This window comes from Dactylosporangium sp. NPDC050688, assembly GCF_040654515.1.
Taxonomy (GTDB): domain Bacteria; phylum Actinomycetota; class Actinomycetes; order Mycobacteriales; family Micromonosporaceae; genus Dactylosporangium.
Genome location: NZ_JBFAIC010000005.1, coordinates 48,779 through 63,349 on the forward strand (window position 1 = coordinate 48,779; position 14,571 = coordinate 63,349).

At 73.2% G+C, this 14,571-nt stretch carries 14 protein-coding genes and 1 pseudogene; 6 read left to right on the forward strand and 9 right to left on the reverse strand.

Going from position 1 to position 14,571, the window contains the following annotated elements; genetic code table 11:
- Positions 1-132 precede the first annotated feature (132 nt).
- The 4 genes from AB0H83_RS07125 to AB0H83_RS07140 are packed head-to-tail and all read left to right on the forward strand — an operon-like array spanning position 133 to position 4,667.
- A complete protein-coding gene (locus AB0H83_RS07125) occupies positions 133-780 on the forward strand; it encodes a response regulator transcription factor (protein WP_360088205.1) in 648 nt (215 codons plus the stop codon).
- Entirely contained in the window at positions 777-1,826 is a 1,050-nt protein-coding gene (locus AB0H83_RS07130) for a sensor histidine kinase (protein ID WP_360088208.1), read from the forward strand. Before AB0H83_RS07125 ends, AB0H83_RS07130 begins: the two co-directional genes overlap by 4 nt.
- Before the next feature lie 34 nt (positions 1,827-1,860).
- Positions 1,861-3,519, forward strand: coding sequence for an FAD-dependent oxidoreductase (locus tag AB0H83_RS07135; RefSeq protein WP_360088211.1), 1,659 nt, complete (start codon positions 1,861-1,863; stop codon positions 3,517-3,519).
- Positions 3,516-4,667: a cytochrome P450 gene (locus AB0H83_RS07140; RefSeq protein WP_360088214.1), complete on the forward strand. Its 1,152-nt coding sequence runs from the start codon at positions 3,516-3,518 to the stop codon at positions 4,665-4,667. Before AB0H83_RS07135 ends, AB0H83_RS07140 begins: the two co-directional genes overlap by 4 nt.
- Positions 4,668-4,749: 82 nt before the next feature.
- Here AB0H83_RS07140 and AB0H83_RS07145 read toward each other — a convergent pair whose 3' ends face one another.
- Positions 4,750-6,009, reverse strand: coding sequence for a hypothetical protein (locus tag AB0H83_RS07145; protein ID WP_360088217.1), 1,260 nt, complete (start codon positions 6,007-6,009; stop codon positions 4,750-4,752).
- A 167-nt stretch (positions 6,010-6,176) separates the two neighbouring features.
- On the opposite strand from AB0H83_RS07145, the gene AB0H83_RS07150 reads away from it, so the two are divergent.
- The gene (locus tag AB0H83_RS07150; RefSeq protein ID WP_360088220.1) at positions 6,177-7,421 is read left to right on the forward strand and encodes a histidine kinase; all 1,245 of its coding nucleotides are present in this window, start codon (positions 6,177-6,179) and stop codon (positions 7,419-7,421) included.
- Positions 7,418-8,089, forward strand: a complete 672-nt coding sequence (locus AB0H83_RS07155; RefSeq protein ID WP_360088223.1) for a response regulator transcription factor — start codon at positions 7,418-7,420, stop codon at positions 8,087-8,089. The genes AB0H83_RS07150 and AB0H83_RS07155 overlap by 4 nt, the downstream gene beginning before the upstream one ends.
- Before the next feature lie 374 nt (positions 8,090-8,463).
- Here the strand turns inward: AB0H83_RS07155 and AB0H83_RS07160 are convergent, their stop codons facing one another.
- From AB0H83_RS07160 to AB0H83_RS07195, 8 genes and pseudogenes are all read right to left on the reverse strand, one after another.
- Positions 8,464-9,018, reverse strand: a complete 555-nt coding sequence (locus tag AB0H83_RS07160) for a PIN domain-containing protein (protein WP_360088226.1) — start codon at positions 9,016-9,018, stop codon at positions 8,464-8,466.
- Positions 9,019-9,064: 46 nt separating this feature from the next.
- Positions 9,065-9,523: a hypothetical protein gene (locus AB0H83_RS07165; RefSeq protein WP_360088229.1), complete on the reverse strand. Its 459-nt coding sequence runs from the start codon at positions 9,521-9,523 to the stop codon at positions 9,065-9,067.
- A 45-nt stretch (positions 9,524-9,568) separates the two neighbouring features.
- Positions 9,569-10,123, reverse strand: a complete 555-nt coding sequence (locus tag AB0H83_RS07170) for a Uma2 family endonuclease (RefSeq protein WP_360088232.1) — start codon at positions 10,121-10,123, stop codon at positions 9,569-9,571.
- A 160-nt stretch (positions 10,124-10,283) separates the two neighbouring features.
- Complete coding sequence (locus AB0H83_RS07175; protein WP_360088235.1) at positions 10,284-11,039, reverse strand: YebC/PmpR family DNA-binding transcriptional regulator; 756 nt, start codon at positions 11,037-11,039, stop codon at positions 10,284-10,286.
- 3 nt (positions 11,040-11,042) lie between these two features.
- Positions 11,043-11,654 carry a pyridoxal 5'-phosphate synthase glutaminase subunit PdxT gene (gene pdxT, locus AB0H83_RS07180; protein ID WP_360088238.1) on the reverse strand — a complete coding sequence of 204 codons (612 nt, stop codon included), beginning with the start codon at positions 11,652-11,654 and terminating at the stop codon, positions 11,043-11,045.
- Positions 11,655-11,662: 8 nt separating this feature from the next.
- Positions 11,663-12,571, reverse strand: coding sequence for a pyridoxal 5'-phosphate synthase lyase subunit PdxS (gene pdxS / locus AB0H83_RS07185; RefSeq protein ID WP_033356792.1), 909 nt, complete (start codon positions 12,569-12,571; stop codon positions 11,663-11,665).
- A 582-nt stretch (positions 12,572-13,153) separates the two neighbouring features.
- Positions 13,154-13,408 (reverse strand): annotated as a pseudogene (locus AB0H83_RS07190) (hypothetical protein); the annotation flags it as partial.
- 22 nt (positions 13,409-13,430) lie between these two features.
- Positions 13,431-14,570 (reverse strand): glycosyltransferase family 4 protein, encoded by a 1,140-nt coding sequence (locus tag AB0H83_RS07195; RefSeq protein WP_360088242.1) that lies wholly within the window; start codon positions 14,568-14,570, stop codon positions 13,431-13,433.
- Position 14,571: the final 1 nt, after the last annotated feature.

Here is a 14,571-nt window from a genome sequence, read left to right on the forward strand (position 1 = left end):
GCGCATGGGGCCGCCTTACATCCCGCCACGGTCGGTCGGTGGCGGCGACCTTGGTCCTCCCCCATTCGGTGTACGCCGAACGGCACCCACGACGTGGTGATTCGCCGCCGCGCCGGGGTATAGCCCGCGGCGATGAGTATCAAGATCTTGATCGCCGACGACCACGCAATGGTCCGTGAGGGCCTGCGCGGCTTCCTGTCCCTCAGCGGCGACCTAGAGACCGTCGGCTTCGCCGTCGACGGGCGCGAGGCCGTGCGCCTCGCCCACGAGCTGCGCCCCGACCTCGTCCTCATGGACCTGCTCATGCCGGTCCTCGACGGTATCTCAGCGACCGCCGTGATCCGCCGGGAGCTGCCCGGGGTCGAGGTCGTCGCCCTCAGCGGCTACCTGGAGCCGCAGCTGATCGCCGACGCCCTGCACGCCGGCGCCGTCGGGTACCTGCTGAAGGACACCTCCTGCGACGAGCTGCACCGGGCGGTGCGGGCCGCCGCGGCCGGCCAGGTGCAGCTGTCGCCGGCGGTCGCGGCCCGGCTGGTGCGCGACGTGCACGTGCCGAGCACCCCGCCGCAGCTCACCCGCCGCGAGGAGGAGGTCCTGGTGCTGCTGGCCCGGGGGCGGGCCAACGGGCAGATCGCCCGGGAGCTGCACATCGCGCCGCAGACGGTCAAGACGCACGTGAGCAACATCCTGCAGAAGCTCAACGCGGAGAGCCGCACGCAGGCCGCCCTGTACGCGATGCGGGTCGGGCTCGTCCCGGTGCACGCGGCGGCCCCGAGTTGAGGCATCTCGCGGCGCTGCACGCGCAGCTGCGCGGCGGCGCACCGGCGGAGGACGTCCTGCGGGCCGTGTGCGACCGGGCCGGGCGGGCGCTGCCGGCGACGGCGGTGCTGATCTTCGACGCGTCGGGCCGGCTGCGCGGCGGCACGCACGACGGCCGGCCCGGCCTCGACGAGGCCCTTGCTGGAGCCCTTGCCGGGGCCGTGCGCACCGGCCTTCCCGTGCTGCGCGGCCCGGTCAGCGCGGTGCCGCTGCCCGGCCAGGCCGGCGCTGCCGGGCCGCCCGGCGTGATCGCGGCCGTCGGCCGGCGCCGCCCGGTGCCGCCGCGCCGGCTGGAGGCGTTCGCCGCGGTGGCCGCGGTCGTCCTCGGCACCGGCGAGCACCAGGCGACCCGGGAGCGGGAGCAGCTCGCCCGCGAGCTGCACGACTCGGTCGTGCAGACGCTGTACGGCATCAGCCTGGGCGCCGGCACCGCCGCCGAGCTCGTGCACGGCGACCCGGCCAACGCCCGGGCGTCCCTCGCCTGGATCCAGGAGACGGCCAGCGCCGGCCTCAGCGACCTGCGCGGCATCATCGTGCGGCTGCGCCCGGAGACCCTCGTCGGCGCCGGCCTCGCCACCGCGCTGCGGCGCATCGTCGACGCGCTGCACTTCGCGCCCGGCACCGGCGCCGTCCCGCCCGGCTGGGGGCTGCAGCTGGACGCCGAGCCGGCGGTCAGCCCGCAGGTGGAGGAGGCGCTGTACCGCATCGCCCTGGAGGCGCTCGGCAATGCCGCCCGGCACGCCGGCGCCTCGCAGGTCACGGTGCGCCTCGCCGGCGACGACACCCGGGTGGTCCTCGAGGTCGTCGACGACGGCGTCGGCTTCCAGCCCGGCGGCTCCGACGGCGGGCCGGCCGGCGCGCCCGGGCGGGCCGGCCGGCTCGGGCTGCGCTCGATGCGGGAGCGGGCCGAACTCGTCGGCGGCACCCTCGACGTGATGAGCGCGCCGGGCGCCGGCACCGTCGTCCGGGCGATCCTGCCGTCCTCCGCCGCCGTCCTCGTGGGGTGAGGCACCGCCGCCGCGAAGGGGTGACCGTTGGCTCATGCGCGTGGTAGTTGATCTCACCAAGTGTCAGGGCTACGCCCAGTGCGCCTTCCTGGCGCCCGCCTCGTTCCAGATGCAGGGCGACGAGGCGCTCATGTACGACCCCGCCCCCGACGACGACCAGCGCGAGCGCGTGACCCGCGCAGCCGCCGCCTGCCCCGTGCAGGCGATCCAGATCGACCGGCTGTCGGTGCAGGACATGCCGCCGATCGAGGTCCAGGAACGCCCGTCCCGCATCGTGATCGTCGGGGCGTCCCTCGCCGGGCTGCGCGCCGCCGAGGCACTGCGCGAGGAGGGCTTCACCGGGTCGCTGACGCTCATCGACGGTGAGGACTGCGAGCCGTACGACCGGCCGCCCCTGTCGAAACAGGCCCTCAGCGGCCGGGTGCCGCCACACGCGACCACGCTGCCGCACCGGAGCGACCTCGACGCCACCTGGCGGCTCGGCGTCGCGGCCACCGGCCTGGACCTCGCCGGACGGCGGGTCAGCCTCGCCGACGGCAGCTCCGTGCCGTTCGACCGGCTGCTCATCACCACCGGCGTGCGGGCCAGGCCGTGGCACGACCCGGTCGAGGCGGCGCTGGACGGCATGTTCGTGCTGCGCACCCGCGACGACGCGCAGCGGCTGCACGGGCGGCTCGCCGCGATCGCGCCGTACGGGGCCGCCGCGCACCTGCGCACCGAGCCGCCACCCGCCACGGAGCCCGGCGGGCACGACGGCCCGGCGCCCCGGGTCCTCGTCATCGGCGCCGGGTTCGCCGGCTCGGAGGTCGCCTCGACGTGCCGGTCGATGGGCCTGGACGTGACCGTCGCCGAGGCCGCCGCCACGCCCCTCGCCGGCGCGCTCGGCGGGGTGATCGGCGCCGTCGCCGCCGACCTGCAGCGCGAGCACGGCGTCGACCTGCGCTGCGGGGTCACCGTCGAGGCCATCGAGGGCGACCCGGACGGGCGGGTGCGGCGGGCGTATCTCTCCGACGGCACCCAGGTCGACGTCGCCGTCGTCGTCGCCGCGCTCGGCGGGGTCCGCAACGTCGAGTGGCTGCGCGACTCGGGCCTCGCGGTCGGGCCGTGGGGGCTCGCCTGCGACGCCGGCTGCCGCGCCTTCGACGCCAACGGCCTCGTCCTGGACGACGTGTTCGTCGCCGGCGACGTGGCCCGCGCCCCCAACGCGATGTTCGGCTACCAGTTCCTGGCCCTGGAGCACTGGGGCAACGCCGTCGCCCAGGCTGAGGTCGCCGCGCACAACATGGTCAGCGACGAGTCCGACCGCTGGCCGCACCTGCACATGCCGTCGTTCTGGTCGCTGCAGTTCGGCACCAACATCAAGGCCGTCGGCGTGCCCACGTTCGCCGACGAGGTCGTCGTCACCCAGGGCTCCGTGGAGCAGCGCCGCTTCGCCGCCGCGTACGGGTACAAGGGCCGCCTCACCGCCGCCGTCACCTTCGACCACGCCCGGTGGCTGCCGTTCTACGCGCGGCTGATCGAGCAGGCGGCGCCGTTCCCGCCCCGGTTCACCACCGTCGACCAGCCCGAGACGATGGTGCCGGTCCCGGCCGACGTGCCCGACCCGAAGTTCCTGGCCCGCGACGCCACCGTCGTGGTCACCGGGCACAGTCCCAGCTCCCGGTCCGCGACATTCGTGAGGGGGCCCCGATGACGACGTCCGTCGGCTCGATCTTCGGCGCGGTCCTCGACCCCGTCAACCGCCACGACCCCTACCCGCTGTACACGTCGCTGCGGCGCACCCCGGTCGGCCGAGAACCCGACGGCACCTGGCTGGCGACCACGTTCCGGGAGGTCACGGCGCTGCTGCACGACCCGCGGATCAGCTCGGCCTTCACCCCCACCGACGAGCTCGTCGGGCTGTCGCCGAGCTTCCTGCGCACCGACCCGCCCGAGCACGACCGGCTGCGCCGCCTCGCCACCCGGCAGTTCGGCCCGCCGCACCGCCCGACGCTCGTCGCGGACCTCCAGCCGTCCTTCGAAGGCATCGTCGACCGGCTCGTCGCCGACTTCCCGCCGTCGACCGTGGACCTCGTCGACCAGTTCGCCTACCCGCTGCCGGTCCTGGTGATCTGCGAGCTGCTCGGCGTGCCCCTCGCCGACGAGCCGCGCTTCAAGGCCTGGATCGACGCGGCGCTGTCCGCCGGGCAGCCCCGGCAGACCCGGGCGTTCCGGGAGCTCGCCGACTACCTCGGTGACCTCGTCGACACCGGCCCCGAGCCGGGCCTGCTGCGCTCCCTTGCCACCGACGACGGCCCCGACGGCCGGCTCACCCGCGACGAGCTCGTCAGCACCGCGCTGCTGCTGCTCGTCGCCGGGCACGAGACGACCGTGAACCTGATCGCGAACGCGTCGCTGGTACTGCTGCGCGAGCCGCGCTGGATCGACCGGCTGCTGGCCGACCCGGCGTTCGCGGTGCCGCTCGTCGAGGAGGTCCTGCGGTGGGACCCGCCGGTGCAGTTCCTGCCGTGGCGCACCGCCCTCGACGACATCCCCGTCGGCGGCGTCACCATCCCGTCGGGCGCGTCGATCACCCTGCTCCTCGCGGCCGCGAACCGGGACCCGGCGCACGTCAGCGACCCCGACCGGTTCGACCCGGACCGCCGCCAGGTGCCGCACCTCGGCTTCGGCGACGGCATCCACTACTGCTTCGGCGCGCCGATGGCCCGGCTGGAGGCGCAGGTGGCGCTGCAGGCCCTGGCGCCGGTCCTGGCCCGGGCGCGGCTGCTGGAGGACCCGCCGGAGTACCGGCCGAGCCCGATCCTGCGCGGGCCGCGCCACCTGCGGGTCGCCCTCGACTGACGGCCGCCCGCACGGTGGCCGATCCACCCTCGGGTTGATCGGCCACCGTCGTTCCGCGGGCGCTGGGCGCGCTTGCGCCTGCTCAGGCCGCGACCGGCTCCGGGGTGGGCGTCGCGGCCGGGCGGCGCGGCGGCAGGGCGCGGGCCAGGAGGCCGAAGCCGGCGAGCAGCAGCAGCGGGCTGAGCACCGACAGCGGCCCGACCCCCACCGCGAGGAACGCCACCACCCCGAGGCCGGTCAGCACCGGCACCCACCAGCGGACCAGACCGTCGGCCGCGGCCCCGATCGGCACCGCGATCAGCCCGAGCAGGCTCAGCGCCATCGCCGGCAGCGCCCAGCCGAACGTGAACAGCGCGTACCCGCCCATCGCCTCGCTCACCCGCTCCGCGGTCTCCGCCGGTGCCGTCAGCCGCACCGCCAGGTCGCTGTAGTCGCCGACCATCAGGCCGCTGAAGTGCATCAGCGCGAACGCGGTGACCGCGGCCGCCACGGCGGTGAACCGGCCGCCGCGCCGCATCAGCAGCAGCATCCCCGGCACGAACAGCAGCCACGACAGGTGCAACAGGAACGCGCTGGCCTGGGCGAGCGCCGGGTGGCGCACCGCGACCGCCATGTCCGGTGACAGGCCCGGGACGGTGAGCAGGCCCGCGCCGAACACGACCGGCGCCGCGACCAGGCAGACCCGCCCGACGGCGTCCTTGAACGCGCCGAACGTCGCCGGCTCGTCCTCGCGCGCCCGGAACCGGCCGGCCTCCCAGCCGGCGACGCCGTACGCGACGAGCATCACCACCGGCCCGGAGACGCTCGCCGGCAGCGGCGAGATCGCGAACTGCAGGTACAGGACCGTGCCGAGCAGCGCCGCGCCGGCCGTCCACCAGGAGATGACCTTCGCGTAGGCGGCCGTGACCGGGGTCAGCAGCAGCGCCACCGCCCAGCCGGCGAGGCCCGGCACCTGCCAACCCCACTGCGCCCAGCCCATCGCCTGGAACGCCTCGTCCGCGCGCTTGACAGCGTCGTCGGGCAGCGTCTGCTCCATGGCGAGCAGGGCCAGGTCGTACGCCATCAACGCGCCGAACGTGACGAGCCCGAACACGATCGCGCACCACGCGATGCGGGCCAGGACCGAGCCGCGGCGCCGGATCGGCGCGAGCAGCCCCAGGAAGGCGGGCACGAACAGCAGCCACGACCAGTGCAGCAGCACCGAGTGCCACTGGGTCTCTGCCGGGTGCGCGCGGTAGACGCCGATGCCCTGCGCGTCGCCGAGGCCGGGGTCGACCGCGGTGGCGACGGCGAGGAAGGCCGGCGCGAGAATGAGGAAGAACTGCAGTATGAAACGTCGCATCTGGTACCCATCGTCATAGGTGAAGTCGAAGGTGGACCAGCACCGTACGGACGCGCGGGCCGGCGGGTCGCCCGCACCGGGGCGGAACCGTCATCCGCCGCGAGGGGGACGCCCTGTCATCCGGCGGGCGGGCTCACCCGCCGCGGGTCAGCCTTTACGGTCAGCAGGTGAACATGAGCCGGACGGATCTCGGGCTGGCGGGCGCGTTCGTCGCGTTCGCGCTGACGGAGGAGGTCGTCGCGCACCAGCCGGGCGGCTGGTGGCCGTTCGTCCTGGCCGGGTTCGCCCCGCTGGTCGCGCTGCGCCGGGCCGCCCCGCTGACCATCCTGCTGGCCAACTGCGTCGCCGGCCTCAAGTACTGGTATCCGCACCAGGTCGTCAACTACCGCCTCTGGCAGCTCGCCGCCATGATCATCGCCGCGTACACGGTCGGCCGGCACGTCCCGTTGCTCGGCACCACCGGCTGGCGGGCCCGCGCGCGGGGGGTCACCGGCCTGGTCCTGGCCGTCGCGACCGGCGCCGTCTTCTGGCAGGTCGACCCGGTCGACCCGATGGGCGCGTTCTTCTTCCCCGTCGCCCCGTGGATCCTCGGCGCCGCGTTCGCCGTCCAGCAGCGGCAGAGCAGCGACGCGGCCGCGGCCCGCGCCGCGATCCGCGAGCAGCGGGTCCGGGAGGCGGTCATGGAGGAGCGCGTCCGCATCGCCCGCGAGCTGCACGACATGGTCGCCCACAGCGTCACCGTCATGGTCATCCAGGCCGGCGTGGTCCGGCGCCGCCTCGACGCCGGCCTGACCGTCGAGGCGGACCTGCTGCGCAGCATCGAGTCCTCGGGCCGCGACGCCGTCGGCGAGCTGCGCCGCACCCTGGGCCTGCTGCGCGGCGACACCGGCGGGCCGACCGCGGCCCCGGTCGGCCTGGACCGCCTCGACGAGCTGCTCACCCAGGTCGGCGAGGCAGGTCTCACGGTCACCCTCCGCCGCGAGGGCACCCCGGTCCCGCTCGCCCCCGCCGCGGACCTGTCGGCGTACCGGATCGTGCAGGAGGCGCTGACCAACGTGCTGAAGCACGCCGGCCCGGCGCAGGTCACGGTCGGGGTGCGGTACGCCCTCGACGGCGTGCACCTGTCGGTCGCCGACTCGGGCCCGGTCGCTGCCTTCACCGGTGACCGGGGCGCTTCTGCTGCTGCTTCTGCTCTTGCCCCCGACCGGGGCGCATCTGCTTCTGCTCCTGCTCCTGCTCCTGCTCCTGCTTTTGCCGGCGATCGGGACGCCGGGCTCGGGCTGGGCGGCGGGCAGGGCCTGATCGGCATGCGGGAGCGCGCCACCCTGTTCGGCGGCGACTTCGAGGCCGGCCCCCGCCCCGGCGGCGGCTTCGCCGTGCACGCCCGCCTGCCCCTGCTGGTGGCGCCGTGACCGCCGCCCCGCCGCCCCCGATCACCGTCGTCATCGCCGACGACCAGCGCATGGTCCGCGCCGGCCTGCGCATGGTCATCGAGACCGAACCCGACATGCAGGTCGTCGGCGAGGCCGGCGACGGCGTCGACGCCGTCACCCTGACCCGGCGCCTGCGCCCCGACGTCGTCCTCATGGACATCGCGATGCCCCGCCAGGACGGCCTCGCCGCGACCCGCTCCCTCCTCGCCGCCCCACACCCGCCCCGCGTCATCGTGCTCACCACGTTCGACACCGACGACAACCTGTACGAGGCCCTCCGCGCCGGCGCCTGCGGCTTCCTGCTGAAGGTCTCCTCCCCCGAACACCTCATCACCGCGATCCGCGTCGTCGCCGCGGGCGAGGCCCTGCTCGACCCGGCGGTCACGACCCGGGTCATCGCCTCGTACGCCGGCACCCCCGGCCCCCAGCCTCCCCCCGAACTGGCCGACCTCACCCCCCGCGAGACCGACGTGCTCCGCCTCATGGCCCGCGGCCTGTCCAACGGCGAGATCGCCGCCGCCCTGACCGTCGGCGAGGCCACCGTGAAGACCCACGTCGCCCGCGTCCTGATGAAGCTCAACCTCCGCGACCGCGTCCAGGCGGTCGTGTACGCGTACGAATCAGGCCTGGTCCGCCCCGGCCAGTGATGCACCGGCCGCCAGCGGACGGAAACGCCGACCACGTGCCCGGCCGGGGGTTCCCGTGCTGGAGCCTTCCATGCTCGTTGCCGCTGGCACTGCTCGCGCATGCGGCATCCGGTGGCCGCCGTCACTCCGGCCGGATCACCGTGTTGATCGAAGTCGCGTCGTGGTCGCCCGGACTTCGATCAACTGCCCAAGATCACAAGTGAGCCGTGGCGGCCGCGACGGGATCGGCCACTCGCCGTGACCCACGGCGAGCCGTGCGACGGATCGAACCGGGCCCGCCACCGGAATGGGTGTCGTGCACCAGCGCAAGCCAGCGACGAACACACTCGCCGCCCTCAAACCGATCCGCCGGGGGCCGCACACGGCCGGAACGGTCACTCCGGTCCCGCGCTGATCCGGCGTTGCCGCAGCTCGGGTACATACCGCGCCATCGTCTCGAAGCCGCCGTCCTCGTGCAGAACGGAGAGCTTGAGCCGGATCGCGGTCGCTGCCACCACCAGGTCTGCCACGGAAACGCCCTGGTACGCGCCCGGCAGGACCAGCTCGCGTCGGATGGCCGTGACCAGGGACCAGATGCCGTCCGGCACGGCGGCCCACGGGTGGAGCGCGAGGATCCGCTCGTTCAGGATCGGGTAGCTCTTCGCTTCGGCGAGGGTCATCACCTCGGCCAGCACCGGTTCACACACGGCGATCAGGCCACGTTCGGCAAGGTCGTCCCAGACCGCCGAGACCCGGTTGCGGTGCAAGCGGATGAGTGCACTGGTGTCGACGAGGTACTTCACCTGTCCACCTCGTCGAGACTTGTCCACCAGGCCGAGGGCGTCGTAGTTGAACGCACCTTCGTCCGACAGGCGTCGCAGGTCCTGCAGAGCCTGTCGCCTGCGAGTGCGTTGCTGGTCGACGAACTCCTGCAGCGCCGCGTTGATCACCGCGTTGCGCGACGATGACCGTCTCCACCAGCACGCGGAGGCCCGGTCAGGAGGCAGTGATCGTCACCGCGAAGACCGGGAACGGCTCCGGGTCCGCGTCGGCGGCGTCGGCTGTGGTCCCGGTGAGCCTCCCCCACGGGACGAGACCTGGGTGCTCAGCGGCGGCGAGCAGCGCCACCACCGGGTCGGGCCGGTCGACGGCGACGTACCGGCCAACGAATGGAAGCGCACCGGGGTCGACGGAGCGCATCGTGCAGCGGAGCTGGCCGGCCTGCTCGTCATACCAGGCATAGAAGGTGACCGGGCCGGACGCGCCGGCGAACCTGGCCCGCAGCTCCCGGCCGACGCCGTCGAGCGCCGCAGCCACCGCGGGCGCGTCCACCGGCTCGTCGGAGATGTTGAACCAGACGCTGTTCGTGGACCGCTCGCGGCCGAGGTCCGCGGGGTCGAGCCGCAGCGGCTCGTCCAGAAACGACCACACCAGCACGGCGAGCGATGCGGACATGCGGGAACTCCTCACAGCGCCGGCGGAGGACGCCCGGCGGCGAGGTTACTGAACGGGTGCCCGCTCGCGGTACTCGGTTTCGAGGTCGGACAGCAGCAGCGTGCGTTCCCGCACGTAGGCGGGCTTGCCTCCGGAGAGCGTCAGCCGGTGCATCAAGACGTAAGCGTCGTCGTCGGCCCGAGCCGGAGTCTGATCGACGATCCAGTACTCGGGGATGCCCCGTTGCGCGTACCACAACGCCTTGTCGGTGTATTCGCCGTTCTCCGAGTGCTCGGACACGATCTCGACAACCAGGCTGTAGGAGGCACCTGGAAGGTTCGCGTACGCCGCGAGCCCCGGCGGGAGGCGGGTCACCACACCGAGATTGGGGAGCCGGTTGTCGCGCGGGCGATCGCCGCGAACCCCTGGATCCTGGTAGACGTCAGCACCGGCCGCATGCAGCATGAGCAGCAGGCGGCGGGCCATCGCCTTATGCCAGAAGCTGGACGGAGTCATGATGACGAGGTTGCCCTCGTGCAGTTCATACCGATATCCCTCGGGCAGCGAGGCGAGATCGTCGACGTCGATCTCCTCGATGGGCGGCAACATCAGGCCAGTCATCGTCCTGCCACCTCCTTGCGATCCAGCGCATCGGGACGCCGGCGGCTCGCAACCATGTCATCGCTCGATCATAGTAGCCATATGCTCATATGTCGAAGGCCCCAGATGCGCCGGCGCCCCGGCCCTGGGCGGGTCGGGGCGCCGGCGGGTGGCTCGGGGGTCAGGCCTCGACGAGCGCCATGACCTCGTCGGAGACGTCGAAGTTGGCGTACACGTTCTGCACGTCGTCGCAGTCGTCCAGGGCGTCGATCAGCTTGAAGACCTTGCGGGCGCCCTCTTCGTCCAGGGGGACGGTCACGCTGGGGACGAAGGAGGAGTCGGCGGACTCGTAGTCGATGCCGGCGTCCTGCAGGGCGGTGCGGACGGCGACGAGGTCGGTGGCCTCGCTGATGATCTCGAAGGCCTCGCCGAGGTCGTTGACCTCCTCGGCGCCCGCGTCGAGGACGGCGAGGAGCAGGTCGTCCTCGGTGAGCGCGCCGGCCTTGGGCACGATGATGACACCCTTGCGGCTGAACATGTACGACACGCTGCCCGCGTCGGCGAGGCTGCCGCCGTTGCGGGTGAGCGCGACGCGGACCTCGGTCGCCGCACGGTTGCGGTTGTCGGTGAGGCACTCGATGAGGATGGCCACGCCGTTGGGGCCGTAGCCCTCGTACATCGCGGTCTGCCAGTCGGCGCCGCCGCCGATGAGGCCGGAGCCGCGCTTGACGGCGTTGTTGATGTTGTCGTTGGGCACCGAGTTCTTCTTCGCCTTCTGGATGGCGTCGAAGAGCGTGGGGTTACCGGCGGGGTCGCCACCGCCGGTGCGGGCGGCCACCTCGACGTTCTTGATCAGGCGGGCGAAGAGCTTGCCGCGCTTGGCGTCGATGACCGCCTTCTTGTGCTTGGTCGTCGCCCATTTTGAGTGCCCGGACATGGCCTAACCCTCCGTCGTCTGGCCCGCCTCACGCGCCATCTCCACGAAGTACCGATGGACTCGGAGGTCGCCGGTGAGCTCGGGATGGAAGGCGGTCGCGAGCAGGTGCTGCTGCCGAACCGCGACAATCCTACCGGCGGCCGCTCCGTCGCTCACACGACCCAGCACCCGCACGTCCGGTCCGACCGATTCGACCCATGGGGCACGGATGAAGACCGCCGAGAACGGCCCTCCTTCGATGTCCGAAATGTCGACGGTACCTTCGAACGAATCGACCTGCCGGCCGAAGGCGTTACGCCGGACGGTCATGTCAATGCCACCGAAGGGCACCTGGTCGGCGCGGCCGTCCAGGATGGTGCCGGCGAGCATGATCATCCCGGCGCAGGATCCGTACGTGGGCATGCCGCCGGCGATCCGTTTGCGCAGTGGCTCGGTCATACCGAACTCGATGGCCAGCTTGCTCATCGCGGTGGACTCGCCGCCGGGGATGATCAGCGCGTCCACCGAGTCGAGCTCGTCGGTGCGGCGTACCGGACGCGCGATGACGTCCAGCTCGGCCAGGGCATGCAGGTGTTCGCGGGTATCGCCCTGCAGGGCGAGCACACCGATGATCATGCCGGCGGTCACCAGCCGCGCTCGGCGAGGCGGTGCGGCTGCGGGATCTCCTCGACGTTGATGCCGACCATGGCCTCGCCCAGGCCGCGGGAGACCTTGGCGATGACGTCGGGGTCGTCGTGGAAGGTGACGGCCTTGACGATGGCGGCGGCGCGCTGCTCGGGGTTGCCGGACTTGAAGATGCCGGAGCCGACGAAGACGCCCTCGGCGCCGAGCTGCATCATCATCGCGGCGTCGGCGGGGGTGGCGATGCCGCCGGCGGTGAACAGCACGACCGGCAGCTTGCCCGTCTCGGCGACCTCCTTGACCAGCTCGTACGGCGCCTGCAGCTCCTTCGCGGCGACGAACAGCTCGTCCTCGGGCAGCGAGGTCAGCCGGCGGATCTCGCCACGGATCTTGCGCATGTGGGTGGTGGCGTTGGAGACGTCGCCGGTGCCGGCCTCACCCTTGGAGCGGATCATCGCGGCGCCCTCAGTGATGCGGCGCAGGGCCTCGCCGAGGTTGGTGGCGCCGCAGACGAACGGCACGGTGAACGCCCACTTGTCGATGTGGTTGCTGTAGTCGGCCGGGGTGAGCACCTCGGACTCGTCGATGTAGTCGACGCCGAGCGCCTGCAGGACCTGGGCCTCGACGAAGTGGCCGATGCGGGCCTTCGCCATGACGGGGATCGAGACGGCGGCGATGATGCCGTCGATCATGTCGGGGTCGCTCATGCGGGACACCCCGCCCTGCGCCCGGATGTCGGCCGGCACACGCTCCAGGGCCATGACCGCGACTGCGCCGGCGTCCTCGGCGATCTTCGCCTGCTCGGGGGTGACGACGTCCATGATGACGCCGCCCTTGAGCATCTCGGCCATGCCCCGCTTGACCCTCGCGGTGCCGGTGACTGACGTGCTGGTGGTGGGCGACTCGGACACGGCGAAGCACTCCTAACAGGGATGAGCGGGATTCACCTCTAGTTTACGCCGTACGGGTGAGCGCCTCCGACGTCCAATGGGAACCTCGCGGCCCACAAACCCGGATGATGATATTTCCGGTTTAGCGGGCGTGGAGCGCCTGATAAACCGGAAAGGAATGTGACGGGACGAACCGGGCGGAAATCAGGGCAGGGACGGGTCGTCGACGTCGAAGTACGCCGGCCGCGGATGCTTGCGGGCCAGCCGGAACAGCCTGACCAGGAGCCTGCGCCGCACGGCGAGGGCGTCGCGGACCACGTCGTTGTGCACCTGCCGGGCCAGCGCCACCCGCCGGCTGACCTGCACGAGCGCGCCCAGCACCTCCTGCTGCCCGCCGTCCGCGGCAGGCCGCCCCGCCACTGCGGCGGGCGGCCCGGCGACCGCGTCTGCCAGGTCTTCCGGCCCACCGGAGGCGGGCGCGTCCTGCGGCCCGCCGTCCGCGGCGAGCGACCCGGCCTCCGCGCCAGCCAGACCCTGCGGCCCGCCGCCAGGCAGACCCTCCGGTCCGCCCGCGGCGGACGCCGCCGGCGACCCGGCGGCGTCGCGCAGGTGGCGGGTCAGGTCGTTCTCGGCGACCTCGCGGTCGTCGGGCCCGGCGTCCAGGGCGATCCGCGCCGCGTACATCAGGGTGGGCAGCTGCGCCGCCTCGGCGAGGGCGACCGCCGCGACCGCGCGCCGCAGCAGGTGCGCGTCGAGCGTGGCGTAGGCCGCGACCGCCCGCGCGTGCAGCCGGTCGACGCGGGCCGCAAGCCACGTGAGGTAGGTGGCCACCAGGACCACCACCGCCACCACCGTGATCACCCACCACACGGGCGGAAGCCTACGGGACGGGCTCCTCCACGACGCCCCCGGCGACCTCGATCGCCGTCGCGTACACCTCCAGGACACGCTCCGCGACGACGGGCCAGTCGTACGCGGAGACGACGCCGGTGGCCCGGGCGGCGAGGGCGGCCCGGCGGGCGGGGTCGTCGAGCAGGCCGGCGATCGTGTCGGCGAGCGCCGCGCTGTCGCCGACGGGGAAGAGCGCGCCGGCCCGGCCGCCGTCCAGGACCCGGCGGAACGCGTCGAGGTCGCTGGCCACGACGGTGGTGCCGGCCGACATCGCCTCGGTGAGGATCATGCCGAAGGACTCGCCGCCGGTGTTGGGCGCCACGTACAGGTCGACGCTGCGCAGCATCCGCGCCTTGTCCTCCTCGGAGACCTTGCCGAGGAAGACGACGCGGTCGCGGTACGGCGCCACCTCCGGGAAGTCGGCCATCACCTCGTCGACGTCGCCCGGCCCGGCGACGAGCAGCCGCAGCTCCGGGCGCGTCGCGGCGAGGGAGGCGAAGGCGCGCAGCAGGAACGGGAAGCCCTTGCGCGGCTCGGTGAACCGGCCGAGGAAGCCCAGCGTCCCGCCGTCACCGGGCCATCCGGGCAGGGGCGCGGCGGCGCGGTACCGCGACACCTGCACCCCGTTCGGGATCTCCCACGCGCTGCCGCCCAGGTGCTCGACCTGGACCTTGCGGGCCAGCTCGCTCACCGCGATCCGTCCGGTGATCTTCTCCAGGACCAGCTGCAGGAGCCCCTGCGCGGCGGCGAGCGCGCGGGAGCGGGTCATCGCGGTGTGGAACGTGGCGACGACCGGGCCGCGGGCGGACAGCACCGCCAGCATCGACAGGCTGGGGATGAGCGGCTCGTGCACGTGCAGCACGTCGAAGCGGCCGGCGGCCATCCAGCGCCGCACCCTGGTGGCGGAGATGAGGCCGAAGGAGACCCGGGCGACGGAGCCGTTATAGGGCACCGGTACCGCGCGGCCGGCGGGCACGACGTAGGGCTGCTCGCCGCTCTCCTCGTCGCCGGGCGCGAGGACGCTGACGTGGTGGCCGAGGGCGATGAGCGTCTCGGCCAGGTCGCGGACGTGGTTCTGCACGCCGCCGGGCACGTCGAAGGAGTACGGGCAGACGATCCCGATGCGCAAC

What these genes read in the sequence shown, in the direction of transcription:
- AB0H83_RS07125 (WP_360088205.1), top strand. Translation starts at nt 133, where the DNA reads ATGAGTATCAAGATCTTGATCGCCGACGACCACGCAATGGTCCGTGAG.
- AB0H83_RS07135 (WP_360088211.1), top strand. Translation starts at nt 1,861, where the DNA reads ATGCGCGTGGTAGTTGATCTCACCAAGTGTCAGGGCTACGCCCAGTGC.
- AB0H83_RS07140 (WP_360088214.1), top strand. Translation starts at nt 3,516, where the DNA reads ATGACGACGTCCGTCGGCTCGATCTTCGGCGCGGTCCTCGACCCCGTC.
- AB0H83_RS07145 (WP_360088217.1), bottom strand. Translation starts at nt 6,009, where the DNA reads ATGCGACGTTTCATACTGCAGTTCTTCCTCATTCTCGCGCCGGCCTTC.
- AB0H83_RS07165 (WP_360088229.1), bottom strand. Translation starts at nt 9,523, where the DNA reads ATGTCCGCATCGCTCGCCGTGCTGGTGTGGTCGTTTCTGGACGAGCCG.
- AB0H83_RS07170 (WP_360088232.1), bottom strand. Translation starts at nt 10,123, where the DNA reads ATGACTGGCCTGATGTTGCCGCCCATCGAGGAGATCGACGTCGACGAT.
- AB0H83_RS07175 (WP_360088235.1), bottom strand. Translation starts at nt 11,039, where the DNA reads ATGTCCGGGCACTCAAAATGGGCGACGACCAAGCACAAGAAGGCGGTC.
- pdxT (WP_360088238.1), bottom strand. Translation starts at nt 11,654, where the DNA reads ATGATCATCGGTGTGCTCGCCCTGCAGGGCGATACCCGCGAACACCTG.